The sequence below is a fragment of the Streptomyces sp. NPDC051582 genome (assembly GCF_040681715.1).
Lineage (GTDB): Bacteria > Actinomycetota > Actinomycetes > Streptomycetales > Streptomycetaceae > Streptomyces.
This window is the reverse complement of the sequence record NZ_JBFAZJ010000001.1, coordinates 270,922-294,888: the sequence shown is the minus strand read 5'-3', so window position 1 is coordinate 294,888 and position 23,967 is coordinate 270,922. Positions and strand designations below refer to the sequence as shown.

Below are 23,967 nucleotides of genomic sequence, written 5' to 3'. Positions count from 1 at the left end.
CGCCGCCCTCTCGGCCGGCGTCAGCCCCGGACCGCCGCGGCGACCCGGTCGCCGAGCGCCTTGTCCACGTTGCGCCAGTACTGCACGGCGCGCTCCAGCACCGGGGCGCTCACCCCGTCCGCCAGGTGCCCGGCGATGTTCGAGACGAGGCGCTCGCGGGCCGCGTCGTCCAGCACCTGCCGGACCATCGTGCCCGCCTGCCCCCAGTCGTCGTCCTCGCGGCGCAGCGAGTACGCCTCGCGCACCATCTCGCCCGCCGCCGCCCAGCCGGCCGGCTCGCCGAAGCGCCCGGTGTCGGCCGAAGGGCCGCCGTAGGAGTTCGGCGCGTACGGGCGCGCCGCGGCCGAGGCCTCGAAGCGCATCGCGCCGTCCTTCGCGTACGAGGAGACCTGCGAGCGGGGCCGGTTCGGCGGGAGCTGGGCGTAGTTCGCCCCGATCCGGTAGCGGTGCGTGTCCGGGTACGAGAACAGCCGGCCCAGCAGCATCTTGTCCGGCGACGGGCCGATGCCCGGCACCAGGCTGGAGGGCTCGAACGCGGCCTGCTCGATGTGGATGAAGTAGTCCTCGGGGTTGCGGTCCAGGGTCATCCGGCCGACCTCGATCAGGGGATGGTCGCCGTGCGGCCAGACCTTGGTCAGGTCGAACGGGTTGAACCGGTAGTCCGCGGCGTCCTCGAAGGGCATGACCTGGACGTACACCGTCCAGCTCGGCGGCTCGCCGCCCGCGATGGACTCGTACAGGTCGCGGCGGTGCAGGTCCGGGTCCTCGCCCGCGATCCGGTCGGCGTCGGCCTGGCTGAGGAACTCGATGCCCTGGTCGGTCTTCATGTGGTACTTGACCCAGAACTTCTCGCCGCCGCCGTTGACCCACAGGTACGTGTGCGAGCCGTAGCCGTTCATGTGCCGGTACGAGCGCGGGATGCCCCGGTCGCCCATCAGCCACGTCACCATGTGCGCGGACTCGGGGGACAGGGTCCAGAAGTCCCACTGCATGTCGTGGTCGCGCAGCCCGTTGTCGGGCCGGCGCTTCTGCGAGCGGATGAAGTCCTGGAACTTGCTCGCGTCGCGCACGAAGAAGACCGGCGTGTTGTTGCCGACCAGATCGTAATTGCCCTGCTCCGTGTAGAACTTCAGGGCGAACCCGCGCGGATCCCGCCAGGTGTCGGGGGAACCCTGCTCGCCCGCGACCGTGGAGAAGCGGGCCAGCATCTCGGTCCGCCGGCCCGGCTGGAACAGGTCCGCCTTGGTGAACTGGCTGACGTCGTTGGTGACCCGGAAGACGCCGTACGCCCCCGATCCCTTGGCGTGCACCACCCGCTCGGGGACCCGTTCCCGGTTGAACTGGGCCATCTTCTCGATCAGGTAGTGGTCCTGGAGCAGGACCGGGCCGTCGGGCCCGAGGGTGAGCGAGTGCTCGTCGCTCTCCACCGGGATCCCGGCGTGGTCCGTCGTGTACGGGTTCTTCCGTGCTTCCTGGGTCACGAGGGTCCTCCCACGGGCTCGACGAATCCCCCCTGGCTGTCCTCGCGCGCCTACCCAGTCAACGCCGGTCATGCGCCCCCGGCAACGGGAGCTCGAACCAGACCACCTTTCCGCTGCTCAGCCGGGTCGCGCCCCAGCGGCGGGCCATCCGGTTGACCAGGAACAGCCCGCGGCCGCCCTCGTCGGTCTCCCGCGCCCGGCGCTGGCGCGGCAGCTGCGGGGAGTCGTCGCCGACCTCGCAGCGCAGTACGTCCGTCCGCAGCAGGCGCAGGGTCACGGGCCGCTCGGCGTACCGCACGGCGTTCGTGACCACCTCGCTGACCAGCAGCTCCAGGGAGTCCTGGAGCTCCTCCAGGCCCCACCGGGTCAGCGCGCGGCGGGCGAACCGGCGGGCCCGCCCCGGAGCGGTCTCCTCCGGGTCCAGGAACCAGTACGCCACGTCGCTGGGCGCGATCCCGTCGAAGCGGGCCGCGAGGAGCGCGATGTCGTCGTCCCGGTCGCCCGGGCCGAGCATGTCGAGGACGTCGTCGCAGAGGGCCTCCAGCGGCGGCGGATGGTCCAGGCCGGTCAGCTGGGCGGTGGTGGCCAGGCGCTCGCGCAGCTGCTCGATGCCGGTCCACACGTCGCGCAGCCGGGACTCCACCAGGCCGTCCGTGTACAGCAGCAGGGTGGCCCCGGCGGGCGCGTCCAGCTCCACGGCCTCGAAGTCCACGCCGCCGACGCCGATGGGGGCGCCGGGAGGTACGCGGAGCACCTCGGCCCGGCCGCCCAGGTGCAGGAGCACGGGCGGCGGGTGGCCGGCGTTGGCGATGGTGATCCGGTGCGAGACCGGGTCGTAGACCGCGTACAGGCAGGTGGCCATCCGGTCGGAGCCGAGGCGCTGCGCCTGCTCGTCCAGGTGGTGCAGGACCTCGGCGGGCGGCAGGTCCAGCTGCGCCAGGGTCTGCGCGGTGGTGCGGAGCTGGCCCATGATCGCGGCGGAGGTCATGGAGTGGCCCATGACGTCGCCGACGACGAGCGCGACGCGGCTGCCGGGCAGCGGTATCGCGTCGTACCAGTCGCCGCCGACCCGCGCCGTCTCGGCGGCGGGCAGGTAGCGGGAGGCGAGCCGGACCCCGGTGGGCTGGGGGAGGCTGTCGGGCAGCATCGTGCGCTGGAGCTCGTCGGCGATGTACGCCTCGCGGCCGTACAGGACCGCCTTGTCGATGCCGAGCGCGGTGTGCGTGGCCAGCTGCGCGGCGACCAGGAGGTCGTTCTGCTCGAACGCGGGCCGCTCGGGGCTGCGCAGGAACACCGCCGAGCCGATGACGCGGCGGCGGCCGCGCAGCGGCGCGAGGATGGCCCGCTGGCCGCGCGGGATCGGGTGCTCCGAGCCGAGCAGCTCCGGCAGCGCGTCCTTGGCCCCGGCGGCGGACCCGAAGACGGGCCGTACGCCGCGCAGGACCTCGGCGAGGGCCCCGCCGGGGCGGATCTCGCAGAGCTCCGCCGCGGGCAGGTCACCCTGCGGGCCGACCAGCGGCAGCTGGCTGAAATCGAGCTCGCCGGCGGGCCCGGCGGCTCCCGGGACCCCTGCGGCTCCCGTGACCGCGGCGCCCTCGGCTCCCGTCAGATCGTCGATCGGGCGGAGCCGGTCGGTGCGGCGCAGCCTTAAAACGACCGGTCCGACGGGGCGCTCGTCTCCGACCGGGAGGGGGTCCCGCAGGTAGACGAGGATGGCGTCCGAGAAGGTGGGCACGGTGGCCCGGCACAGGCCGAGCACGATCTCGTCGAGGTCGATGCCGCGGGCGATCCGCCGGGTCGCGGCGCCGACGAACCGCAGCCGGTCGCCTTCGCGCCGGGCCACGCCGCCGTCGGGACCGGGCCCGGACGGGGCGGCCGCGGCATCGATGCCGCCGGCGTCCTGGATCTCGTACGCCGCCGCGGCATCCGCACCGTCCTGGCCGGCGTGCACCGAGTCCTGGCCGCCGTACGCCGGCCCGGCGGCCGCGCCGGCGCGGCCCGTGGCCCCGGCCCCGGCTCCGGCCCGGGTGTCGCGGGGGCGGGAGGCGCCCGGTATCGACGCCGGGAGGCCCTCGGGCCCGCCGCGGGCCTCGTGGGCCCGTCCGGCGCTCACGTCGGCCGGGTCCTCGCCGTGGGCGGCCGCCGCGCGCGCGGCGGCCCGCGCGGCCTCCCCGTCGCGGCCGCGGCGGCCGGCCGCGCCCTGGGCGGCCGTACCGCGTGCGCGGCCGCGCGCCGGGCGGGGCGTGCCGTCCTGCGGGGTAGCGGGTACGCCCTCGCCGCGCGGGCGCGGGACGTCCGAGCGGACCGGGTCGTCGCCGGGCGCGGCCGAGCCGCGTACGGCCTCGGCCGCGGGGACGGGGGCCTTGCCGTGGCCCAGCTCGTCCGCACAACCGCCGGAAGGAGCAGGCATGCCGGGACCGCCCGGCGCCGGTGTCGCGGCGGCCGCGGCAGGCTGCGGGCCCTCCTGCGAGGTGGGGTACTCCGTCACGCGTGGAATTCCGTCCGTTTGCGCTCGATGTGCGCTGCACTCAACTCGGTCAGTCGCGGTATACCCGCTCAGCGGCGGGGACACCATCGCCCCGCGGTTCCGCGTCCCGCTCGTTACCTCTCGCTCTGCTTTGACCTCCGGTCAAGTCCCGCGTACGGCACGACATTTACGGATTCGGGGCCCCGTGCGCCTCCCGCGCGCGACCCTTGCGGAGGGAGATCTTACGGTTGGACCCCGGGGGCGCATCAAGGGTCTCATGAGGTCATATGCGCCGGAGTGCGGTCCCAGTCCTCGGGCAGGGCCGGAACTCCCCAGGCGGGATCCGGCCGCCAGTCCTGCCAGCCGTCCGAGAACGGCGGCCCCCACGCCTTGATCACGTCCACCGCCTCCCGCCCCGCGACCCGCACCTGACGGGCCTGTTCCACGTCCATCAGACCCGACCGCTGGGCCTGCGCGAACTCGTCCTCGTCGCGCCACTTCCAGGTACGGTCCGGGTAGACGGAGATGTCCAGGAAGTGGTCCACGGAGTCCACTCCGCCGGACCATTTGGTCCGCGGCTCTTCGAGGTTGACGTACCAGCTCTTGAACCGCCAGCCGTGGTCCCAGAAAAGCCACACCGACCACGGGTCCGCCGGCCGGGCCAGCTTCAGCACGCCGGCGCCGAACCAGCGCGACCGCACGGTGGTGCGCGGCGCCGTGTACCGGGTGGCGAGCGGCTCCTCGTGGACGGGGGTGCCGTCGACCAGTACCGGCTTGACGCACTCGGTGCCGGGGGCCATCCACACCGCCAGCAGTTCGGCGGTGTCCTGCACCACCGTCACCGGGCGGCAGATGTGGACCGCGCCCTTCAGGCCCGGGGCGTGGTCGCGGTAGCGCCACAGGACCTGCTCGCCCGGCCGCCAGCGGGTGCCCTGCGCGTCGCCGCCCCCGCGGCCTCCGGTACCTGTCATGCGCAGATCTTAGGGCGGGGGCCCCCGCGCCCGCTGCGGTGCAGGTCACGGAGGTGCGCGGGGACGGGAAACGACCGGATCCGGCCCCTGACCGGAAACGTTTTCAGGGCCGGGTCATGCGCAGGACGTCGAGGGCCTCGTCCAGCTGTTCCAGCGTCAGGTCGCCCCGGTCCACGTACCCGCCCTCCAGTACGACCTCCCTGATCGTCTTCCGTTCGGCGAGGGATTTCTTGGCGACCTTGGCCGCCTCCTCGTAGCCGATGTACCGGTTGAGCGGGGTCACCACGGAGGGGGAGGACTCGGCGAACTCCCTGGCCCGGGCCGCGTTCGCGGTGATCCCGTCGACCGTGCGGTCGGCCAGCAGGCGGCTCGCGTTGCCGAGCAGCCGGATCGATTCCAGCAGGTTTTTGGCCATCACCGGGAGCATCACATTGAGTTCGAAATTGCCGGCCGCGCCCGCGACGGCGACGGTCGTGTCGTTCCCGGTCACCTGTGCGGCGACCATCAGTACGGCCTCCGGGACCACCGGATTGACCTTCCCGGGCATGATCGAGGACCCCGGCTGGAGATCGGGGAGATTGATTTCGGCCAATCCCGTGCGCGGTCCCGAGGCCATCCAGCGCAGATCGTTGGAGATCTTGGTCAGGGACACGGCGATCGTGCGGAGCATCCCCGAGGTCTCCACCAGCGCGTCCCGCGCGCCCTGGGCCTCGAAGTGGTTGCGGGCCTCGGTCAGCGGCAGCCCGGTCGCGGCGGCCACTTCGGCGATCACGGCGGCGGAGAATCCGGGCGGGGTGTTGATCCCGGTGCCCACGGCGGTGCCGCCCAGCGGCAGTTCGGCCAGCCGGGGCAGGGCCGCGCGCAGCCGCTCGACGCCGTAGCGCACCTGGGCGGCGTACCCGCCGAACTCCTGGCCCAGGGTCACCGGGGTGGCGTCCATCAGGTGGGTCCGGCCCGCCTTGACCACCTCCGCGAACTCCGCGGCCTTGCGCTCCAGGGCGGCGGCGAGGTGCTCCAGGGCCGGGATCAGCTCACGGGTGACGGCGGCGGTCGCGGCGATGTGGATGGACGAGGGGAACACGTCGTTGGAGCTCTGCGAGGCGTTGACGTGGTCGTTGGGGTGGACCTCGCGGCCGAGCCGCTCGCCGGCCAGGGTGGCGATGACCTCGTTGGCGTTCATGTTGGACGAGGTCCCGGACCCGGTCTGGAACACGTCGACCGGGAAGTGCTCGTCCCAGCGGCCCTCGGCCACCTCGGAGGCGGCGGAGCGGATCGCGTCGGCGATGTCCTCGTCCACCACGCCCAGCTTGGCGTTGACCGCGGCGGCCGCGGCCTTGACGAGGGCGAGCGCCTCGATGTGGGCGCGCTCCAGTCGCTGGCCGGAGATGGGGAAGTTCTCCACCGCGCGCTGGGTCTGGGCCCGCCATTTGGCGTGCGCGGGGACCCGTACCTCGCCCATCGAGTCGTGCTCGATCCGGTGGGCGACCTGATTCTGATCGTCGGTCATGTTCATTGCCTCCTCAAAAAGTTGAGCAATTGTCTTGTTCGAAGTGTTCCCAAGTCCCCTACCGGCCAGTAAATACCGTGGGTAACACCGACAGGGGAGACGTTCATGACACGTGTACGTACGAGACCCGGGCTCAGATCTACCGTCGCGGCCGCCGCGGCGATCGCGGCCGCCCTCGGGGGCGTCACCGCCATCACCCCCATGGCCCAGGCAGCTGCTTCCGCCGCTTCCGCCGCGTCCGGTGCGGCCGCCACCCCGCTCTCGCCCGAGCTGGAGGCCATCCGCGCGGCGGAGGCCGTCAAGATCTACGGCGACCCGGCGGTCCGCCCGCTGAACGAGCGCAAGACCGGCCTGATCTCGCTCGGGGACAGCGAGATTTCGGGCGAGGGCGTGGGCAATTACGACCCGGCCACCAACACCCCGACCAACCAGTGCCACCGCTCGCCGGACTCCGCGATCCACCGCACCGGCATCCCGGCCGACCTGACCTTCAACGTCGCCTGCTCCGGCGGCTACACCGGCAACATCCGGATCGGCGGCAGCAAGCAGTACGCCGACGAGCTGGTGCAGAGCGACAGCCTGGCCGTCAAGGCGCGCAACACGAAGATCAAGATGGTGCTGCTCGTCGCCGGCGCCAACGACGACCTCCAGTTCGGCCCGGTCATGACCGACTGCGTGACCCGCTGGGTGCTCAGCCAGGGCACCTGCGAGCCCAAGTACGGGCCGGGCTGGCAGGCGCGCGTGGACGGCCTGAAGCCCAAGGTCGAGGCGACGGTCGCCGACCTCAAGACGGTCATGCGCGACGCGGGCTACGCCGACTCCGACTACAAGCTCGTCGTGATGGGCTACCCCAGCCCCATCGGCCCGGACTTCTACGACAACCCGAACTTCCCCGGCAAGCTGCCCGGAGGCTGCGCCGGCTACGACTCCGACGCCGCCTGGGGCCGCAACCACGCCGTGCCCGCCTTCGAGAAGGGCATGCGCGCGGCGGCGCTCGCCTCGGGAGCCACGTACCTGGACAACTCGCGGCTCTTCCAGGGCCACGAGGTGTGCATGGAGGACACCTGGGCCCGCGGCCTCTACCTGGACCTCGGGGACCACTTCCCGTGGGACGAGAACACCGCCCGCCAGTCCTTCCACCCCAACTACCGGGGCCACGGCGCGTTCGCGTCCTGCCTGACCCAGCTCTACGACTCGGGCCTGAGCGAGGCCTCCTGCGCCGACCCGGCGAGCACGGGCACGCCGGTGCTCCAGGCCGGAGCCTGGGACTCCCTCTACGCACCGCTGAAGAACGAGGCGACCGGCAACTGCCTCGACTCCAACGGCGGCTCCAGCGCCAATGGGACCAAGGTCATCGGCTGGGACTGCCACGGCGGCCGCAACCAGGGCTGGTGGTACGACTCCGCGCGGAAGTCCGTCCACGTCGAGCTCACCCACGACCGGTGCCTGGACGCCCCGGGCGCCGACTACGGCGCCGGTACGGGCCTGATCCTCTGGAACTGCCACGGCGGCGCGAACCAGAGTTGGGTCCGCGACGGCGCCACCCTGCGGCCCGCGGCCGCCCCGGGCATGTGCCTGACCGTGGCCGCCGCGCACGACCAGCTGCGCCTGCAGACCTGCAACGGCGCGGCGACCCAGCGCTTCGCGTAACCCGCCCGGCCCGCACCACCCCCGCACCACTCGCACCCCCCACACCCGGTCGGCCACGCCGGCCGGGTGTCCTCACCCGGCACCCGGCAGCGGGTGCCCGGTGGCGGATACCCCCGGCGCCCGGCTCACAGCCGGCGCAGATGCTCCCGCACCTCGCGCGGCCGATTGGTGATCAAGGTATCCACACCCAGCCGCACGCACAGCTCGACGTCCTCCGGCTCGTCGACCGTCCAGACGCGCACGCGCAGCCCCTTGGCCTTCAGCCGCCCCACCAGCCCCGGGTCCTTGCGCAGCAGGTCGATACCGGGACCGGCGTGCCCGGCGAACGGCGGCCGGGCGGGCCGCAGCCGCCGCTCGATGAGGTACACGGCGGGCAGTCCGGGAGCCAGCCGGTTCAGCCGGACCAGGGCGTTGCGGGAGAAGCTCATCACCTCGACGCGGCCGTCGGAGCCGTCGGCGAGCCCGTGCTCCCTGAGCACCCGTACGAGCTCCACCTCCAGACGGCCCCCGGCGCGGGTGGGGTGCTTGGTCTCGACGGCCAGCCCGACGGGCCGGTCGGCGGCCAGCGCCTCCTTGAGCAGGTCCTCGAAGAGCAGGACCTGCGCCCCGCGGTGCGCCTCGCCCTTCCAGCCGCCGAAGTCGAGCCCGGCCAGCTGCTCGTACGTCATGGCGGAGACGACCCCGCGCCCGTCGGAGGTCCGCTCGACCCGCCGGTCGTGCACGCACACGAGCCGCCCGTCGGCACTCAGCCTTACGTCGCACTCCAGCGCGTCGGCGCCGTCGTCGATGGCCTGCCGGTAGGCGGCGAGGGTGTGCTCGGGATGCTCGTGGGAGGCCCCCCGGTGCGCGATGACGCGAATGTCGCGGGCGGTGGCGGGCTGCGCGTACTGCCGATTCATGGCCCCGACGTTATCCGCATGCGGTGACCGCACCCGTACCGCATGCTGCACGGATGGCCGAATCCTTCGTGACACTGCATTGCGAACCGTGCGAGTCCTGCCGGCAGGAGGTCTGGCAGTCCGTCGTCGACGGCCGCCTGCGCTGGGAGCAGAACGAGTACTGCACCGCCGAGGCAAGCGCGTTCGAGTCCTGCGGCGGCGGCTGGGGCGTGCCCCCGCCGTGGATCCGTGAGCGGATCATCGCCGCGGAGGGCACGGTCGTCCTCGCCGTCGGCGGGCCGGACGGCCTTCCCCTTGAAGGCGGTCCGCGAGATGTACGCCCTCACGCTCCCGCAACTGCGCGAGGCGCGCGCACGCGGCCTGGCGGCAACCCCGGCCGAGGCGGAGCTGCTGCGCGGCCACACGCAGCGCCGAGCCGGGACGGGTCGGTCGGGGGAGCCGTCGCGTTCTTCCGGCATCCCCGTCCCGGAAACCCGGGCAGAGAGCCCCCGGCCGGGGGCCAGGGGCACTCTGGGGGCGCGTACCACCGGTCCCGGCCGGGACCGGGGCGGGGCTACGCCAGGCCCGGGCCGCGGACCGGGATGTGGGTGAACGTGGGCTCCGGGGCCGGGTTCTGGAAGAAGTCGTTGCCCTTGTCGTCCACGACGATGAAGGCCGGGAAGTCCTCGACCTCGATCTTCCAGACCGCCTCCATGCCGAGCTCCTCGTACTCCAGGACCTCGACCTTCTTGATGCAGTCCTGGGCCAGGCGCGCCGCCGGGCCGCCGATGGAGCCGAGGTAGAAGCCGCCGTGCGCGCCGCACGCGTCCGTCACCTGCTGCGAGCGGTTGCCCTTGGCCAGCATGACCTTCGAGCCGCCCGCCGCCTGGAACTGCTCGACGTACGAGTCCATGCGGCCGGCCGTCGTCGGGCCGAAGGAGCCCGAGGCGTAGCCCTCGGGAGTCTTCGCCGGGCCGGCGTAGTAGACCGGGTGGTCCTTCAGGTACTGCGGCATCTCGGCGCCCGAGTCCAGCAGCTCCTTGATCTTGGCGTGCGCGATGTCGCGCGCCACGACCAGCGGGCCGGTCAGGGACAGGCGGGTCTTCACCGGGTGCCGGCTGAGGGTGGCGAGGATGTCCTCCATCGGCTGGTTCAGGTCGATCTTCACCACGTCCGCCGACTCGTCGAGGTGCTCGTCCGTCGTCTCCGGGAGGAAGCGGGCCGGGTCGCGCTCCAGCTGCTCCAGGAAGACGCCCTCCGCGGTGATCTTCGCGGTGGCCTGGCGGTCCGCCGAGCAGGAGACGGCGATGGCCACCGGCAGCGACGCGCCGTGGCGCGGGAGGCGGACGACGCGCACGTCGTGGCAGAAGTACTTGCCGCCGAACTGCGCGCCGATGCCGATCTTCTGCGTCAGTTCGAAGACCTGCTGTTCGAGCGCCTCGTCGCGGAAGCCGTGGCCCAGGGGGGAGCCCTCGCGCGGCAGCTCGTCGAGGTAGTGGGCCGAGGCGTACTTCGCGGTCTTGAGCGCGTGCTCCGCCGACGTGCCGCCGACCACGATCGCCAGGTGGTACGGCGGGCAGGCCGCGGTGCCCAGCGAACGGATCTTCTCCTCCAGGAACTTCATCATGGAGGCCTCGTTGAGGACCGCCTTCGTCTCCTGGTAGAGGAAGGACTTGTTGGCCGAGCCGCCGCCCTTGGCCATGAAGAGGAACTTGTACGCGCCGCCGTCCGTCGCGTACAGCTCGATCTGCGCGGGCAGGTTCGAGCCGGTGTTCTTCTCCTCCCACATGGTGAGGGGGGCCATCTGCGAGTAGCGCAGGTTCAGGCGGGTGTACGCGTCGTAGATGCCGCGGGACAGGGCCGCCTCGTCGGCACCCTCCGTCAGCACGTTCTGGCCGCGCTTGCCCATCACGATCGCCGTGCCCGTGTCCTGGCACATCGGCAGGACGCCGGCCGCCGCGATGTTCGCGTTCTTGAGGAGGTCGAGCGCGACGAACTTGTCGTTCGCCGAGGCCTCGGGGTCGTCGATGATCCGGCGCAGCTGCGCGAGGTGTGCGGGGCGCAGGAAGTGCTGGATGTCGTGGATGGCCTCTTCGGCGAGCTTGCGCAGCGCCTCGGGCTCGACCTTGAGGAACGTACGGCCGTCGGCCTCGAACGTCGACACGCCCTCCGAGGTCACCAGCCGGTAGGGGGTGGTGTCCTCGCCCAGGGGCAGCAGGTCGGTGTACGCAAACTCTGGCATGACGGCAGTCATTCCTCACTCGGCAGACGGCGCTGGCGACCATTTGGCAGCGCGGCTATCCAGCGTAGGACCTCCGTCCCCGGCCGTGTCTGTGAGGTAAGGCTCACTGTCAACTGCCGGGCGACTATCGCGATCTATCGCGTATCGCTATGCTGGCTGACGTGGACCTGGAAAAGAAGCCTGCCGTGCCTGCCGCCGTCCCTGCCGGACTGCGGGCCTCCGACGCCGATCGCGACCGGATCGCGCACATCCTGGCCGATGCCCTCGCCGAGGGCCGGCTGACCGCCGACGAGCACTCCGAGCGGCTGGATTCGCTGTACGCCGTGAAGACCGTGGGGGAGCTGGAGGTGCTCGTACGGGACCTCCCGGCGCCCGGCGGCCCTGCCGCCGCGCCCGCGTACGGACTGCACCCGGCCCCCGCCCCGGCCCACACCACCGGCCAGGCCGCGGTCTCGGAGACCGTGGTCGCCGTGTGCAGCAGCTCCACCCGCAAGGGCCGCTGGCGGCCCGGCGCGCACACCCGCGTGGTCTGCGTCCTCGGCGACGTCACCATCGACCTCACCGAGGCCGTCTTCGAGCAGCAGGTCACCGAGATCGACGTGACGAGCGTGCTCGGGAACGTCGAGGTCACGGTCCCGGAGAACGTGACGCTCCGCGGCTACGGCAGCGGGATCCTCGGCAACTTCGAGGTGCACGGCGAGGGCCGCGCCGAGAGCACCGACCCGAGCGCGCCGGTGGTGATCATCCGCGGCTTCGCCCTGCTGGGCAACATCGAGGCCCGGCCCAAGCTGGGCGCCCGCCTCGTGGACCTGGCGCTCAAGCTGCGCAAGCGGCTCCAGGGGTAGCGGACCCCGCAGGGGTGCAAGCGGTACAGGGGCACAGGGGTACAGGGGTGCAGCGGCGCCTGGCGGGCGTCCTGCCGCGCCCCGGCCGCAAGCGGGCGTGCGCGGGCGTGCGCAGACGTTCGCGACGACGCGTTTCGGTCGAAGTTCGGCGGGGCGGCGCCCCCGGCCCACGCAGTGCATAGGGGCGCGCACAGCGGGTAGGGACAGGTGCATCGTCTCTCGCTTGCGTATACGTCGTCAGGAGTAGGCCGTGCCGCATCCGCCGCATCAGTCCCTGCAGGTAGCCGCCGTACAGAGCCTCCAGGCGCGTCCGGCCGCAGTACCGAAGCCACGGGTGCCGGCGAGGGAAGACGACGGCCCATGGCACGCGGAGGCGGTGTGCCGCCGGGACGAGGCGGGGCTGTTCTTCGCCCCGTCCAAGGAACCCACGGCGGCCCGGCTCTCCCGCGAGGAGGCCGCCAAGAGGGTCTGCGCGCGCTGCCCCGTGATGGTCGCCTGCCGTGAACACGCCCTGCTCCAGCCCGAGCCGTACGGGGTGTGGGGCGGGCTCACCGCCGCCGAGCGCCGCGTGGTGCTGGCCCGCCGCAGGCGCCGCTCGGCGGAGCTGCGCCAAGCGCCGGGGGCCGGGCCGATAGCCGCCGCGGGCTGAGCCCCGCACGTACGAGCGAGAGGGGCACCCACCGCCGCACGCGGTGGGTGCCCCTCTCGCCGTCCTGTCCTGCTGCCCTGTCCGCAGGCTCCTACTGGGCGCGGTCGAAGTCGATCGCGCTGTACGCGCGCAGCTTCGACAGCCGGTGGGTCGAGTCGATCTGCCGGATCGTGCCCGACTTCGAGCGCATGACCAGCGAGGACGTGGTCGCGGTCTCCGAGCGGTAGTGGACGCCGCGCAGCAGCTCGCCGTCCGTGATGCCGGTGGCGACGAAGAAGACGTTGTCGCCCGAGACCAGGTCGTTGGTGTGCAGGACCCGGTCCAGGTCGTGGCCCGCGTCGATGGCCTTCTGGCGCTCCGCCTCGTCCTTCGGCCACAGCTTGCCCTGGATCGTGCCGCCGAGGCACTTGATGGCGCAGGCCGAAATGATGCCCTCGGGGGTGCCGCCGATGCCGAGGAGCAGGTCCACGCCGGTGCCCTCGCGGACGGCCATGACCGAACCCGCGACGTCGCCGTCCGAGATGAACTTGATCCGGGCGCCCGTCTCGCGGATCTCCTTGACGATGCCCTCGTGGCGCGGGCGGTCCAGGATGATCACGGTGACGTCTTCCACGGCCATGTTCTTGGCCTTGGCGACGCGCCGGATGTTGACGGAGACCGGCGCGTTGATGTCGACGAAGTCGGCGGCCTCGGGGCCGGTGACCAGCTTCTCCATGTAGAAGACCGCGGACGGGTCGAACATGGCGCCGCGGTCGGCGGCGGCCAGCACGGCGATGGCGTTCGGCATGCCCTTGGCGTTCAGGGTGGTGCCGTCGATCGGGTCGACCGCGATGTCGACCTCGGCGCCGGTGCCGTCGCCGACCCGCTCGCCGTTGAACAGCATCGGGGCTTCGTCCTTCTCGCCCTCGCCGATGACGACGACGCCGTTCATCGAGACGGTGGAGATCAGGGTCCGCATCGCGTTGACCGCGGCGCCGTCGGCGCCGAGCTTGTCGCCGCGCCCGACCCACCGGCCCGCGGCCATGGCGGCGGCCTCGGTCACCCGGACGAGTTCCAGGGCGAGGTTGCGGTCGGGGGCCTCCGGAGAGACTTCGAGCTGGGGCGGCAGGTTGTGCTCGGTCATCGGAGCGCACCTTTCTGTACGGCGACGGCCGGGAAGTGAGGGTGCTGGAACTCTATCGGTACGTCGACAAATTGAGCAGACCGGGTCACGTATGAGCGGAATATCGGTCAGGCGTTTGGCGTGAGCGGACATCTTGCGGACCGGCTCGCGGACCCGGGCGGGCGCCGCGCCGACCCCGGCGGAGATCACTCCCGGTCATGGGGGACGATGGTGGCGTGGCAGGTATGAAGGGCAAGCAGACGGTCTGGGACATGGTCCGGTCGCTGGCGGTGATCGGTGTCGTCGTCGCGGGGATCTACATCTTCGTCCCGCATGACGAGAAGTCCGATCCGACACACGTGGTCGACTACCGGGTGGAGACGATCACCGCCCGGCGCGCGGCGCCGTATCCGGTGGCGGTGCCCGTGGGGCTCCCCGCGCAGTGGCGCGCGACCTCGGTGACGTACGACCGCAAGGCGGCGAACGCCTGGCACCTGGGCTTCCTGGACCCGAAGGGCCAGTACGTCGCGATCGAGCAGTCCAGCGACGCCTCGGTCAAGCACCTGACCTCCGTCACCCAGAAGGCGAAGCCCACCGGGCAGACGCAGCAGATCGGCGACCTGGTCTGGGAGCGCTGGGAGGGCGAGAAGTACGACGCCCTCGTCCGGCAGGAGCAGGGCTACGCCACGGTGGTGACCGGCACGGCCTCCTTCGAGGACCTGGGCGCGATGGTGGCGGCACTGGAGTTCAAGCAGGAGACCCAGCAGGCGCCCAAGCAGGGCGCGTAGCGGTGAGATGAGTCGGCCGCATGCCGGAAGGCCGCCCCCCGGAATCCCGGGGGGCGGCCTTCTGCGTACGGGTCCGGGCGCGGTCTCGGGTCCGGAACGCGGGCTCGGGTCCGGGCGCGGACTCGGATCCGGAACGCGGGCTCGGATCCGGGCGCGGGCTCAGGCTCAGATGGTGGTGATGACCTCGTCGAAGCTCAGGCGCGGCGAGCGGTCGAACCAGGCGTCGTCGCCCGGCTTGCCGATGTTGACGACCATGATCGGGGTGTGGTCGGCGTCCAGGAACTCCTTCTGGATGCCGGCGAGGTCGGCGCCGGTCATCGGGCCCGCGGCCAGGCCGGCGGCGCGGACGCCCACGATGAAGTACGCGGCCTGAAGGGCGCCGTTCACCAGCGCGGACTGCTCACGCACCGGGCGCTCGGAGAAGAACATGTCCTTGGCCGGCGGGAAGTGCGGCAGCAGGCGCGGCAGCTCCTCGTGGAACTCGTTGTCCGCGGAGAGGATCGCGACGAGCGGCGCGGCGGCGGTCTTGGCCTGGTTGCCCTCGGCCATGTGCTTCACCAGGCGCTCGCGGGCCTCCGGGGAACGGACCAGGGTGATGCGCAGCGGGGTGCCGTTGAAAGCGGTGGGGCCGAACTTCACCAGGTCGTAGATCGCCTGGACCTGCTCCTCGGTCACCGGCTCGTCGGAGAACGAGTTGGCGGTGCGGGCCTCGCGGAACAGCAGGTCCTGGGCGGCGGAGTCGAGAACGAGAGACATCGGAAAGCCTTCTTCCATACATGCGGAGGTGAAGCGATGCCCCGACTCTAAGCCGAAAGTTGTAGAACTTTCAACTAAATCCGCTTGAGGATGACTCACATCACGTTCGACGGGCCGCTCAGGCGTCCCGCCCGTCGCTCTCGCCGCCCGCTCCGGCCCCCTCGGCCCCCGTCTCCCGGGCGGCCAGCGCCGAGTCGAGCCGGGCGCGGGCGCCTTCCAGCCAGCGCCGGCAGACCTGTGCGAGCTCCTCGCCGCGCTCCCAGAGCGCGAGCGAGTCCTCCAGGGAGGTGCCGCCGGCCTCCAGCTTGCGGACGACCTCGATGAGCTCGTCCCTGGCCTGCTCGTACCCCAACGAGGTATCGGTTTCCGTCATTCCCGTCCCGCCTTGTGTGTGTCGTACATCGAATATGGGCCCGGCTTCCCCGGGGGCGCCTAGGCTCCCCGCTGCCCGTCCACCCGTACGGAGAACTCGCCCTCCGCCACCCGTGCCCGCAGCACCTCGTCCCCCGAGACCTCCTCCGGCGAGCGCACCACGTGCCCGTCCGCCCGCTGGAGCACGGCGTACCCCCGCTCCAGCGTCGCCGCCGGGGACAGCGCCACCACCCGGGCCAGGGTGTGCGCCAGCTCCGAATCCGCGCGGTCCAACAGGTGTCCCAGCGTCCGCCGGCTGCGCCCCAGCAGGGCTTCCACCTCCGCCTCGCGCGTCTCCACCATCCGCTGGGGATGGACGAAGACCGGCCGGCCCAGCGCGTGCGCGAGCCCCCGCTCCTCCCGGTCGAGCAGCCCGCGCACCGCCCGCAGCCCCCGGCCCTGGAGCTGGCGTACCCGCTCCAGCTCCTCGCCCACGTCCGGGACCACCTTCTTCGCGGCGTCCGTGGGGGTGGAGGCCCGCAGGTCCGCGACGAGGTCCAGCAGCGGGGAGTCCGGCTCGTGCCCGATGGCCGACACCACGGGCGTTCGGGCCGCCGCGACCGTCCGCACGACCTCCTCGTCGGAGAACGGCAGCAGGTCCTCGACGCTGCCGCCGCCGCGCGCCACGATGATCACGTCGACCTCGTCCAGGGCGTCGAGCTCCTTGACCGCCCGGATCACCTGGGGCACCGCGTTCACCCCCTGGACCGCCACGTTCCGCACCTCGAAGCGGACCGCCGGCCAGCGCCGCCGGGCGTTCTCCAGCACGTCGCGCTCGGCCGCCGAGGCCCGCCCGACCACCAGCCCGATCAGCTGCGGCAGGAACGGCAGCGGCTTCTTGCGGTCCAGCGCGAACAGCCCCTCCGAGGCCAGGGAGCGCTTGAGCTTCTCCAGCCGGGCGAGCAGCTCGCCGATGCCGACGGGCCGTATCTCCGTCGCCCGCAGCGAGAGCTGCCCGCGCGGGGCGTACCACTCCGGCTTGGCCAGGACGACGACCCGCGCGCCCTCCGTCACCGCGTCCGCGACCTCGTCGAAGACCTGGCGGTAGCAGGTGACGCTGAGGGAGATGTCGTGCGAGGGGTCGCGCAGCGTCAGGAAGACCACCCCCGCCCCCGGCCGCCGCGAGAGCTGCGTGATCTGCCCCTCCACCCACACCTGACCCAGCCGGTCGATCCAGCCCCCGATGAGCCGGGACACCTGACCGACCGGCAGCGGCGCGTCAGCCGACGTATTCAGACCCATGTACGCAGGCTATCCGCCCGCGCCGACAGCCACACTGACAGCGCCTCAGGGGCCGGCGGCGGTGTCGGCATCCGGCCGGCCCCGCGCCGCCGGGCTCCGCCGCGGCCTCCGGACGCGCCGCCGGGCTCCGCCTCAGCCTTCGGACGCGCCCCCGGCCCCGTCCCGGCGCGTCCCCTGGACCGCGAGCACCGCCAGCCCCGCCGCCAGCCAGACCGCGCCCACCACCTGGGCCGTCCAGGCCGCCTCCACGATCACCGCGACCGTCACGGCCGCCCCGAGCACCGGCAGCAGCAGGTGCTTCCACCAGACCGGGGCCCCCGCCCCGCGCTTGACCACGAACCAGCCCACCACCGAGGCGTGCAGCAGCGTGAACGCCACCAGCGCGCCGACGTCGACCACCGAGACCAGCTGGTCCAGCCCGTCGTCGCGGCGCGCCGCCCACACCGCCGCGACCAGCGTGATCGTCGCCGCCACCAGCAGCGCCGGCCGCGGCGTACCGTCCGAGGTGCGCGCGAGCGCCCCCGGCAGCCGCCGCTCCCTGGCCATCGCGAACACCAGCCGGCCCGCCGCCGCCTGCCCCGCCAGCGCCGCGAAGGCCGCCCCGATCGCCTTGCTGACCGCCACCAGATCGTGCAGCCAGGTACCGACCGAGGACTCCACCGCCGTGTAGAACGCCGGGCCCTGCTGCGCCGGATCGGCCGCCAGCTGCGCCGAGGACACCGGCATCAGCAGCGCCGCGAGGTAGCTCTGCACGACGAACAGCACCCCGGCCAGCGCCAGGCAGAACAGCACCGCCCGCGCCACCCGCGCCGAGCCCCCCGTCACCTCCTCCGCGAACGAGGCGATCGCGTCGAAGCCGAGGTAGGAGAGCACCGCCACCGACACCGCGCCCAGCACCGCCGTCAGCGAGAAGCCCAGCGAGCCGTCCCCGGTCAGCGGCGACAGCCAGCCGCGCTGCGCCCCGTCCCGCACCAGCACCGTCACCGCGGCCACCACGAACACCAGCAGCACCGCGATCTCCATCGCCAGCACGGCGAAACCCACGCGCGCGGCCGCCCGTACGCCCCGCAGGTTCAGCGCGGTGGTCACCAGCACGGCCAGCGCCGTCCACACCCACCGCGAGACCTCCGGGACCAGCGCGTTCATCGCGATCCCGGAGAAGAGGTACGCCACCGCCGGGATCAGCAGGTAGTCGAGCATCGCCATCCAGCCGGCGATCAGCCCGGCGCCCTCACCGAGTCCCTTGCGGGCGTACGTGAAGACCGAGCCGGCCTGCGGCGCCACCTGGACCATTTGCGCGTACGAGAAGGCCGTGAAGGCCATCGCGACCGTCGCACAGAGGTAGACGAGCGCGACGGCGCCGTGCGAGGTGGCGTCGAGGGCGCCGAAGATCCCGACCGGGGCCATGGGGGCGATGAAGAGGAGCCCGTACACGACCAGGTCCCGGAACCCGAGGCTCCGCCGGAGGGCCGCCTTCGGCGCCGTACCGGGATCCGTCACGGACGCCATCTTTCCTCCGAGGGGCGGTCGGCTCGTACGTTCGACCCAGTCTGTGCCGAACGGGCGACGCCCGGCCTCCTGGAGACCCCCGTACGATGGACCACATGACTGCTGCCGCCCCCGTCCCCGCTTCCCGACGCGTCCTGCTCGCCGCCCCGCGCGGCTACTGCGCGGGCGTGGACCGAGCCGTGATCGCCGTCGAGAAAGCCCTTGAGCAGTACGGCGCGCCGGTCTACGTCCGCCACGAGATCGTGCACAACAAGTACGTCGTGCAGACCCTGGAGAGGAAGGGAGCCATCTTCGTCGAGCGGACGGAGGAGGTCCCCGAGGGCTCCATCGTGATGTTCTCCGCGCACGGCGTGGCACCGGTGGTGCACGAGGAGGCGGCGCGCGGCAAGCTGGCGACGATCGACGCGACCTGCCCGCTGGTCACCAAGGTGCACAAGGAAGCCATCCGGTACGCCAACGAGGACTTCGACATCCTCCTCATCGGCCACGAGGGCCACGAGGAGGTCATCGGCACCTCGGGCGAGGCCCCGGACCACATCACGATCGTGGACGGCCCGCACGACGTGGAGAAGGTCACCGTCCGCGACGAGTCCAAGGTCGTCTGGCTGTCGCAGACCACCCTCTCGGTCGACGAGACGATGGAGACGGTCGACGCGCTGAAGACCAAGTTCCCGCTGCTGGTCTCGCCGCCGAGCGACGACATCTGCTACGCCACCTCCAACCGCCAGGCGGCGGTGAAGGTGATGGGCGCCGATTCCGACCTCGTCATCGTCGTCGGCTCCAAGAACTCCTCGAACTCCATCCGCCTCGTCGAGGTCGCCAAGGACGCGGGCGCGCGGGCCGCGTACCTCGTGGACTTCGCGAGCGAGATCGACGAGGCCTGGCTGGAGGGCGTCACCACGGTCGGCCTGACCTCGGGCGCCTCGGTGCCGGAGGTGCTGGTCGAGGAGGTCCTGGAGTGGCTGGCCGCCCGCGGCTACGCCGACGTCGAGATCGTCAAGACCGCCGAGGAGTCGATCGTCTTCTCGCTGCCGAAGGAACTGCGCCGCGACCTGCGCGCCGAAGCGGCCGAGCTGGTCGCCGAGAAGTAGCCCGTTTCGTTTCGTACGGTGAGTCCATGCAGATCTTCGGTGTGGACATCGGCGGTTCCGGGATCAAGGGCGCTCCCGCGGACCTGGACCGCGGCGAGCTGGCGCAGGAGCGCCACAAGGTACTGACACCGCAGCCGGCCACCCCCGACGGGGTGGCCGGCTGCGTCGTCGAGGTGGTGCGCCACTTCGACTGGGACGGCCCGGTGGGGGTGACGTTCCCGGGGGTGGTCACCGGCGGGGTCACCCGTACGGCGGCCAATATGGACAAGGGCTGGATCGGCGTCGACACGGCCACCCTGCTCTCGCAGCGGCTCGGGGGGCAGCCGGTCACGGTGCTCAACGACGCGGACGCGGCCGGGGTCGCGGAGATGACGTACGGCGCGGGCAAGGGCCGCGGCGGGACGGTGATCATGCTGACGCTGGGCACGGGCATCGGCAGCGCCCTGTTCACGGACGGCCGGCTCGTGCCGAACACGGAACTCGGGCACCTGGAGCTCAAGGGCCACGACGCGGAGAAGCGGGCGTCGGTCAAGGCCAAGGAGGACGGGGACCTGACCTGGGAGCGGTGGGCGCACCGGGTGCAGCGGTACCTGGAGCACGTGGAGATGCTCTTCTCCCCGGACCTCTTCATCATCGGCGGCGGCGTCAGCCGCAAGCCGGAGAAGTTCCTTCCGCTGATCGAGGACGTACGGGCCGAGATCGTGCCGGCGAAGCTCCAGAACAACGCGGGGATCGTGGGCGCGGCGATGGCCGCGCGGGGCGAGGCGGCACGCTAGGCGGACCGGCGGCCCGCTAGGCGGCGCGGCGGGGGAGTCTGCGGCGGGAGATGAGCACGGCCTTCCGTACGACGACGATCAGCGTGGAGACGAGGGTCCCCCCGTACAGCCAGCCGGCGTGCAGCGACAGGGCGGACACGATGCCCATGACCTCCGCGCCGAAGCCGCCGGAGCCGCCGGAGATCGGCCAGACTCCGACGGCGAAGGCGATCGGCGCGGAGATCGGCGCGGTGATCAGGTCGGCGGGGCGCACCCAGAGGGCGGTGGCGGCCGCGACGGGCAGGAACAGCAGCCCGTACGCGAGCAGCGAGCCGCCGAAGAGCAGCCAGGCGATCCCGCCGGCCAGGGTCATCGCGACGCAGGCGAACAGCCCGCCGCCGAGCCCGGTCAGCCGGGGCCGGGGCATCCGTACCCGCACCCGTACCCGTACCCGTACCCGCATCCGCCCGGCCGGCGCGGGCCGGGGCGGCCGACCGCCGCCGCCCTGGGCCGGCACGCCGCCGATGGGCTGAGCCGCAGCCGGGGCCGGGGCGCGCGGCGGCTGCTGCTGTCGCTGCGGGTGATCCATCGAACGCGTCCTGTAGTGCTCCACCCCACCACGCTAGGCGGGCCGAGCGCGGTATCGGTGTGGGGACACGCGTACAACGACTGCCACTCATCGGAAAGTAAACTGTCCGGTGGCCCACTCCCGGGCCGCCGCCCCCTCCAGCTACGGGAAGTCGCCAACGTGTCGCTCACGATCGGAATCGTCGGCCTGCCGAATGTCGGCAAGTCGACCCTTTTCAACGCCCTGACCAAGAACGACGTGCTGGCGGCCAACTACCCGTTCGCCACCATCGAGCCGAACGTCGGCGTCGTCGGCGTCCCGGACTCGCGCCTGGCCGTCCTCGCCGGCATCTTCGGCTCGCAGCGCGTCCTTCCGGCGACGGTCGACTTCGTCGACATCGCGGGCATCGTGCGCGGCGCCTCGGAGGGTGAGGGCCTGGGGAACAAGTTCCTCGCGAACATCCGCGAGTCGGACGCGATCTGCCAGGTCATCCGTGCCTTCAAGGACGAGAACGTCGTGCACGTCGACGGCAAGGTCTCGCCGAAGGACGACATCGAGACGATCAACACCGAGCTGATCCTCGCCGACCTCCAGTCCATCGAGAAGGCCGAACCGCGCCTGACGAAGGAGTCGCGCCTGCAGAAGGAGAAGGTCGCGGTCCTCGCGGCCGTCGTCGAGGCCAAGAAGATCCTTGAAGCGGGCGACACGCTCTTCTCCAAGGGCATCACCAAGGGCACGGAGCGGGGCGACCTGCTCCACGAGCTCCACCTGCTGACCACGAAGCCCTTCCTCTACGTCTTCAACGTGGACGAGGACGAGCTGACGGACGACGCCTTCAAGGCCGAGCAGAGCGCGCTCGTCGCCCCGGCCGAGGCCATCTTCCTCAACGCCAAGCTGGAGGCGGAGCTCATCGAGCTCGACGACGAGGAGTCGCTCGAACTCCTCCAGTCGGTCGGCCAGGAAGAGCCCGGCATGGCCACCCTCGGCCGCGTCGGCTTCGCCACCCTGGGCCTGCAGACCTACCTGACGGCCGGCCCGAAGGAAACCCGCGCCTGGACGATCAAGCAGGGCGCCACGGCCCCCGAGGCGGCCGGCGTGATCCACACCGACTTCCAGCGCGGCTTCATCAAGGCCGAGGTCATCTCCTTCGCGGACCTGGTCGAATGCGGCTCGGTCGCCGAAGCCCGCGCCAAGGGCAAGGCCCGCATGGAGGGCAAGGACTACGTCATGCAGGACGGCGACGTGGTCGAGTTCCGCTTCAACGTGTAGTCGCTTCGTTACTGCATGTTAGTTAGATTCGTCAAGTGTGCAGGTCAGAAGGGGTCGGACTCAGACGAGTCCGACCCCTTCTGTGTTCCCGTGCTGACTTGGTGCCGACTTGGAAGCGCCCTGTTAGCCCGGCTGGCCGGGCGCCAGCTCGTCGAGATCGAGACTGATCTCGAACGGCAGGGAACGCTGGAGCGTGTGGCGGAAGATGCCCGTCGGCGCGTACGAGCCGGTCGGCTCGTCGAGCTCGTAGACGTGCACGGCGGGGACGGTGTCCTCGTCCTCGATGCACCAGTAGTGCCGGATGTCGGCCTCGGCGTACTTGCGAAGCTTGACCGTTCGGTCACGGTGGGCGGATTCCGGTGAGACGACCTCAATGACCAGCTGGACGTCTTCGGGAGCGAACCAGGTGCAATCCGGGTCGTACGGCGCGGTGGTCACGACGAGGTCCGGCTCAGGACGGTTGCGGGCGTCGAGGCGGATGGTCATCTCCCGGCCGACCCTGAAACCCGCTGGGGCCTGAGTCCTGAGAGCCAATGTGAGGTCGGTGACGACCTCTCCGTGCCACCAGCGCTGGGGCGGCATCATGAATACGAGGGCTCCGTCGATCAGCTCGGTGTGGCGCGGCGCTTCCGGGAGACGGTCCAGGTCCTCTGCGAACCAGCCTTCCGCGCGCGGCGGGCGCATCCAGTCGGGCAGTGCGGTCATGGCTTCACGGTAGCGGCCCGCAGCTCAGGCTGGAGAGCCAACGATCCCGGCCGGAAGATTTTCGGCAACTTGCACCCCCACAACCAGCCACCCACCTAGCATCCGGCCATGAGCGACTCATCGGTCCAGATCGCCACGGTGGTCATCTCCGTGGCGGCTCTTGTCTTCTCGACGACGGCCGCGTTTTGGGCGCTCGACCCCTTCTGCGTTCCCGTGCTGACTTGGTGCTGACTTTTCAGTTGCCCCGCGGCGGTGTGAGCTTGTCGAGGTCCAGGCTGATCTCGAACGGCACCGGGCGCTGGAGGATGCCGGCGGGCGCGTAGGCGCCGGTCGGTTCGTCGAGCTCGTAGACGTGGACGACAGGTGCGCCGTCCTCGTCCTCGATGCACCAGTGGTGCGGGATCGCGGCCGACTCTGGTGTCGGCGAGCACCTGCTCCATGAGTGCGGCGGTGAGCATGGTGACCAGGTGGCCGTGCCACCACCTCTGGGGGCGACACCATGAGGACGAGGGCTCCATCGATCAACTCGGTGCTTCCTCGTCACCGTGCCGGATGGGTGCTGGACAGCCGCGTTCGGAACCGTGTTCTCGCAGGTCACAGCTCTGTGCTGAACGTTCCGCGTCAATGCTTGCTCAGGGCGTTGGCGGCGCCCCTGCCGCAGGTCGGAACGGGTGGCCGGGCGCCGCGTCGGTGGCCGGGGCCGGGTGGTCGCGGCGCCAGAAGGTGGGGAGCCACCAGCAGAGCACCGAGTGGTCCTGTGGCCAGGGGGCGTGGTCTTCCGCGTCCCAGTCCTCGAACGAGTCGAGTGCCGGATCGATCGGGCGCCAGGCCGGGTCGAGCGGTTCGTCCGGTGCCGGAGGGCGGGCGAAGCGGCGGCCGCGCTCGTCGCGCGCGCCGAAGTCCTGGTAGTTGCGCTGGGCTTCGATCAGGGAGACCTTGTTCGCCCCGGTCTCCGCGGTCGGCCAGCGGAACTGGACGGCGTCGTCCTCCCAGGAGCAGACGGGGCAGATCTCGTACGAGCCGGGCACGTCGTCCAGGACGAGATGCCCGCAGCAGGGACAGGGATGGCGGCGGCTCACCC

At 71.7% G+C, this 23,967-nt stretch carries 22 protein-coding genes; 8 read left to right on the top strand and 14 right to left on the bottom strand.

Annotated features, from left to right (window positions below):
• Positions 1-20: 20 nt before the first annotated feature.
• The 4 genes from AB0M92_RS01345 to AB0M92_RS01330 form a co-directional block, all read right to left on the bottom strand.
• The gene (locus AB0M92_RS01345) at positions 21-1,481 is read right to left on the bottom strand and encodes a catalase (RefSeq protein ID WP_366100031.1); all 1,461 of its coding nucleotides are present in this window, start codon (positions 1,479-1,481) and stop codon (positions 21-23) included.
• A gap of 58 nt (positions 1,482-1,539) precedes the next feature.
• A complete protein-coding gene (locus AB0M92_RS01340) occupies positions 1,540-3,969 on the bottom strand; it encodes an ATP-binding SpoIIE family protein phosphatase (protein WP_366100030.1) in 2,430 nt (809 codons plus the stop codon).
• Between the two features lie 254 nt (positions 3,970-4,223).
• Positions 4,224-4,919 carry a DUF402 domain-containing protein gene (locus AB0M92_RS01335; RefSeq protein ID WP_366100029.1) on the bottom strand — a complete coding sequence of 232 codons (696 nt, stop codon included), beginning with the start codon at positions 4,917-4,919 and terminating at the stop codon, positions 4,224-4,226.
• A gap of 103 nt (positions 4,920-5,022) precedes the next feature.
• Positions 5,023-6,426 carry a class II fumarate hydratase gene (locus AB0M92_RS01330; protein WP_366100028.1) on the bottom strand — a complete coding sequence of 468 codons (1,404 nt, stop codon included), beginning with the start codon at positions 6,424-6,426 and terminating at the stop codon, positions 5,023-5,025.
• Between the two features lie 105 nt (positions 6,427-6,531).
• Here AB0M92_RS01330 and AB0M92_RS01325 point away from each other — a divergent pair, with 105 nt between their 5' ends.
• Positions 6,532-8,076, top strand: coding sequence for a ricin-type beta-trefoil lectin domain protein (locus AB0M92_RS01325; RefSeq protein ID WP_366100027.1), 1,545 nt, complete (start codon positions 6,532-6,534; stop codon positions 8,074-8,076).
• 125 nt (positions 8,077-8,201) lie between these two features.
• On the opposite strand, the gene AB0M92_RS01320 is transcribed toward AB0M92_RS01325, so the two are convergent.
• Both AB0M92_RS01320 and AB0M92_RS01315 read right to left on the bottom strand, forming a co-directional pair.
• Positions 8,202-8,975 carry a glycerophosphodiester phosphodiesterase gene (locus tag AB0M92_RS01320; protein ID WP_366100026.1) on the bottom strand — a complete coding sequence of 258 codons (774 nt, stop codon included), beginning with the start codon at positions 8,973-8,975 and terminating at the stop codon, positions 8,202-8,204.
• 553 nt (positions 8,976-9,528) lie between these two features.
• Positions 9,529-11,196 carry a fumarate hydratase gene (locus AB0M92_RS01315; protein WP_366100025.1) on the bottom strand — a complete coding sequence of 556 codons (1,668 nt, stop codon included), beginning with the start codon at positions 11,194-11,196 and terminating at the stop codon, positions 9,529-9,531.
• Between the two features lie 149 nt (positions 11,197-11,345).
• Here AB0M92_RS01315 and AB0M92_RS01310 point away from each other — a divergent pair, with 149 nt between their 5' ends.
• Positions 11,346-12,041 carry a DUF1707 domain-containing protein gene (locus AB0M92_RS01310; RefSeq protein WP_366100024.1) on the top strand — a complete coding sequence of 232 codons (696 nt, stop codon included), beginning with the start codon at positions 11,346-11,348 and terminating at the stop codon, positions 12,039-12,041.
• Positions 12,042-12,315: 274 nt separating this feature from the next.
• Positions 12,316-12,690, top strand: a complete 375-nt coding sequence (locus AB0M92_RS01305) for a WhiB family transcriptional regulator (protein ID WP_366100336.1) — start codon at positions 12,316-12,318, stop codon at positions 12,688-12,690.
• Between the two features lie 91 nt (positions 12,691-12,781).
• On the opposite strand, the gene glpX is transcribed toward AB0M92_RS01305, so the two are convergent.
• On the bottom strand, positions 12,782-13,813 hold the full coding sequence (glpX, locus tag AB0M92_RS01300) for a class II fructose-bisphosphatase (RefSeq protein ID WP_366100023.1): 1,032 nt from the start codon (positions 13,811-13,813) through the stop codon (positions 12,782-12,784).
• Positions 13,814-14,037: 224 nt separating this feature from the next.
• Between glpX and AB0M92_RS01295 the strand changes: the two genes are divergently transcribed.
• Positions 14,038-14,580, top strand: coding sequence for a DUF4245 domain-containing protein (locus tag AB0M92_RS01295; RefSeq protein ID WP_366100335.1), 543 nt, complete (start codon positions 14,038-14,040; stop codon positions 14,578-14,580).
• A gap of 165 nt (positions 14,581-14,745) precedes the next feature.
• On the opposite strand, the gene AB0M92_RS01290 is transcribed toward AB0M92_RS01295, so the two are convergent.
• The 4 genes from AB0M92_RS01290 to AB0M92_RS01275 form a co-directional block, all read right to left on the bottom strand.
• Positions 14,746-15,336, bottom strand: a complete 591-nt coding sequence (locus tag AB0M92_RS01290; RefSeq protein WP_366100022.1) for a malonic semialdehyde reductase — start codon at positions 15,334-15,336, stop codon at positions 14,746-14,748.
• Between the two features lie 118 nt (positions 15,337-15,454).
• Positions 15,455-15,709 (bottom strand): exodeoxyribonuclease VII small subunit, encoded by a 255-nt coding sequence (locus tag AB0M92_RS01285; RefSeq protein ID WP_366100021.1) that lies wholly within the window; start codon positions 15,707-15,709, stop codon positions 15,455-15,457.
• A 59-nt stretch (positions 15,710-15,768) separates the two neighbouring features.
• Positions 15,769-16,989, bottom strand: coding sequence for an exodeoxyribonuclease VII large subunit (xseA, locus tag AB0M92_RS01280; RefSeq protein ID WP_366100020.1), 1,221 nt, complete (start codon positions 16,987-16,989; stop codon positions 15,769-15,771).
• A 132-nt stretch (positions 16,990-17,121) separates the two neighbouring features.
• A complete protein-coding gene (locus tag AB0M92_RS01275) occupies positions 17,122-18,498 on the bottom strand; it encodes an APC family permease (RefSeq protein ID WP_366100019.1) in 1,377 nt (458 codons plus the stop codon).
• Between the two features lie 86 nt (positions 18,499-18,584).
• Here AB0M92_RS01275 and AB0M92_RS01270 point away from each other — a divergent pair, with 86 nt between their 5' ends.
• Positions 18,585-19,589, top strand: coding sequence for a 4-hydroxy-3-methylbut-2-enyl diphosphate reductase (locus AB0M92_RS01270; protein ID WP_366100018.1), 1,005 nt, complete (start codon positions 18,585-18,587; stop codon positions 19,587-19,589).
• Between the two features lie 26 nt (positions 19,590-19,615).
• On the top strand, positions 19,616-20,365 hold the full coding sequence (gene ppgK / locus AB0M92_RS01265; protein ID WP_366100017.1) for a polyphosphate--glucose phosphotransferase: 750 nt from the start codon (positions 19,616-19,618) through the stop codon (positions 20,363-20,365).
• 16 nt (positions 20,366-20,381) lie between these two features.
• Here the strand turns inward: ppgK and AB0M92_RS01260 are convergent, their stop codons facing one another.
• The gene (locus AB0M92_RS01260) at positions 20,382-20,933 is read right to left on the bottom strand and encodes a DUF6542 domain-containing protein (protein WP_366100016.1); all 552 of its coding nucleotides are present in this window, start codon (positions 20,931-20,933) and stop codon (positions 20,382-20,384) included.
• A 159-nt stretch (positions 20,934-21,092) separates the two neighbouring features.
• Between AB0M92_RS01260 and ychF the strand changes: the two genes are divergently transcribed.
• The gene (gene ychF, locus AB0M92_RS01255; protein ID WP_366100015.1) at positions 21,093-22,181 is read left to right on the top strand and encodes a redox-regulated ATPase YchF; all 1,089 of its coding nucleotides are present in this window, start codon (positions 21,093-21,095) and stop codon (positions 22,179-22,181) included.
• Positions 22,182-22,304: 123 nt separating this feature from the next.
• On the opposite strand, the gene AB0M92_RS01250 is transcribed toward ychF, so the two are convergent.
• Positions 22,305-22,886 carry a Uma2 family endonuclease gene (locus tag AB0M92_RS01250; protein ID WP_366100014.1) on the bottom strand — a complete coding sequence of 194 codons (582 nt, stop codon included), beginning with the start codon at positions 22,884-22,886 and terminating at the stop codon, positions 22,305-22,307.
• Between the two features lie 108 nt (positions 22,887-22,994).
• Between AB0M92_RS01250 and AB0M92_RS01245 the strand changes: the two genes are divergently transcribed.
• Positions 22,995-23,117, top strand: a complete 123-nt coding sequence (locus AB0M92_RS01245) for a hypothetical protein (RefSeq protein WP_366100013.1) — start codon at positions 22,995-22,997, stop codon at positions 23,115-23,117.
• Between the two features lie 401 nt (positions 23,118-23,518).
• Here AB0M92_RS01245 and AB0M92_RS01240 read toward each other — a convergent pair whose 3' ends face one another.
• Positions 23,519-23,965, bottom strand: a complete 447-nt coding sequence (locus AB0M92_RS01240; protein ID WP_366100012.1) for a CPCC family cysteine-rich protein — start codon at positions 23,963-23,965, stop codon at positions 23,519-23,521.
• Positions 23,966-23,967: the final 2 nt, after the last annotated feature.

Bases quoted from the DNA above. Each gene is read 5' to 3' on its own strand.
- AB0M92_RS01330 (WP_366100028.1), bottom strand. From the start codon at position 6,426: ATGACCGACGATCAGAATCAGGTCGCCCACCGGATCGAGCACGACTCG.
- AB0M92_RS01320 (WP_366100026.1), bottom strand. From the start codon at position 8,975: ATGAATCGGCAGTACGCGCAGCCCGCCACCGCCCGCGACATTCGCGTC.
- AB0M92_RS01275 (WP_366100019.1), bottom strand. From the start codon at position 18,498: ATGGCGTCCGTGACGGATCCCGGTACGGCGCCGAAGGCGGCCCTCCGG.
- AB0M92_RS01310 (WP_366100024.1), top strand. From the start codon at position 11,346: ATGCTGGCTGACGTGGACCTGGAAAAGAAGCCTGCCGTGCCTGCCGCC.
- AB0M92_RS01315 (WP_366100025.1), bottom strand. From the start codon at position 11,196: ATGCCAGAGTTTGCGTACACCGACCTGCTGCCCCTGGGCGAGGACACC.
- AB0M92_RS01270 (WP_366100018.1), top strand. From the start codon at position 18,585: ATGGACCACATGACTGCTGCCGCCCCCGTCCCCGCTTCCCGACGCGTC.
- AB0M92_RS01285 (WP_366100021.1), bottom strand. From the start codon at position 15,709: ATGACGGAAACCGATACCTCGTTGGGGTACGAGCAGGCCAGGGACGAG.
- AB0M92_RS01335 (WP_366100029.1), bottom strand. From the start codon at position 4,919: ATGACAGGTACCGGAGGCCGCGGGGGCGGCGACGCGCAGGGCACCCGC.
- ppgK (WP_366100017.1), top strand. From the start codon at position 19,616: ATGCAGATCTTCGGTGTGGACATCGGCGGTTCCGGGATCAAGGGCGCT.
- xseA (WP_366100020.1), bottom strand. From the start codon at position 16,989: ATGGGTCTGAATACGTCGGCTGACGCGCCGCTGCCGGTCGGTCAGGTG.
- AB0M92_RS01290 (WP_366100022.1), bottom strand. From the start codon at position 15,336: ATGTCTCTCGTTCTCGACTCCGCCGCCCAGGACCTGCTGTTCCGCGAG.
- glpX (WP_366100023.1), bottom strand. From the start codon at position 13,813: ATGACCGAGCACAACCTGCCGCCCCAGCTCGAAGTCTCTCCGGAGGCC.
- AB0M92_RS01250 (WP_366100014.1), bottom strand. From the start codon at position 22,886: ATGACCGCACTGCCCGACTGGATGCGCCCGCCGCGCGCGGAAGGCTGG.
- AB0M92_RS01245 (WP_366100013.1), top strand. From the start codon at position 22,995: ATGAGCGACTCATCGGTCCAGATCGCCACGGTGGTCATCTCCGTGGCG.
- AB0M92_RS01325 (WP_366100027.1), top strand. From the start codon at position 6,532: ATGACACGTGTACGTACGAGACCCGGGCTCAGATCTACCGTCGCGGCC.
- AB0M92_RS01295 (WP_366100335.1), top strand. From the start codon at position 14,038: ATGAAGGGCAAGCAGACGGTCTGGGACATGGTCCGGTCGCTGGCGGTG.
- AB0M92_RS01260 (WP_366100016.1), bottom strand. From the start codon at position 20,933: ATGGATCACCCGCAGCGACAGCAGCAGCCGCCGCGCGCCCCGGCCCCG.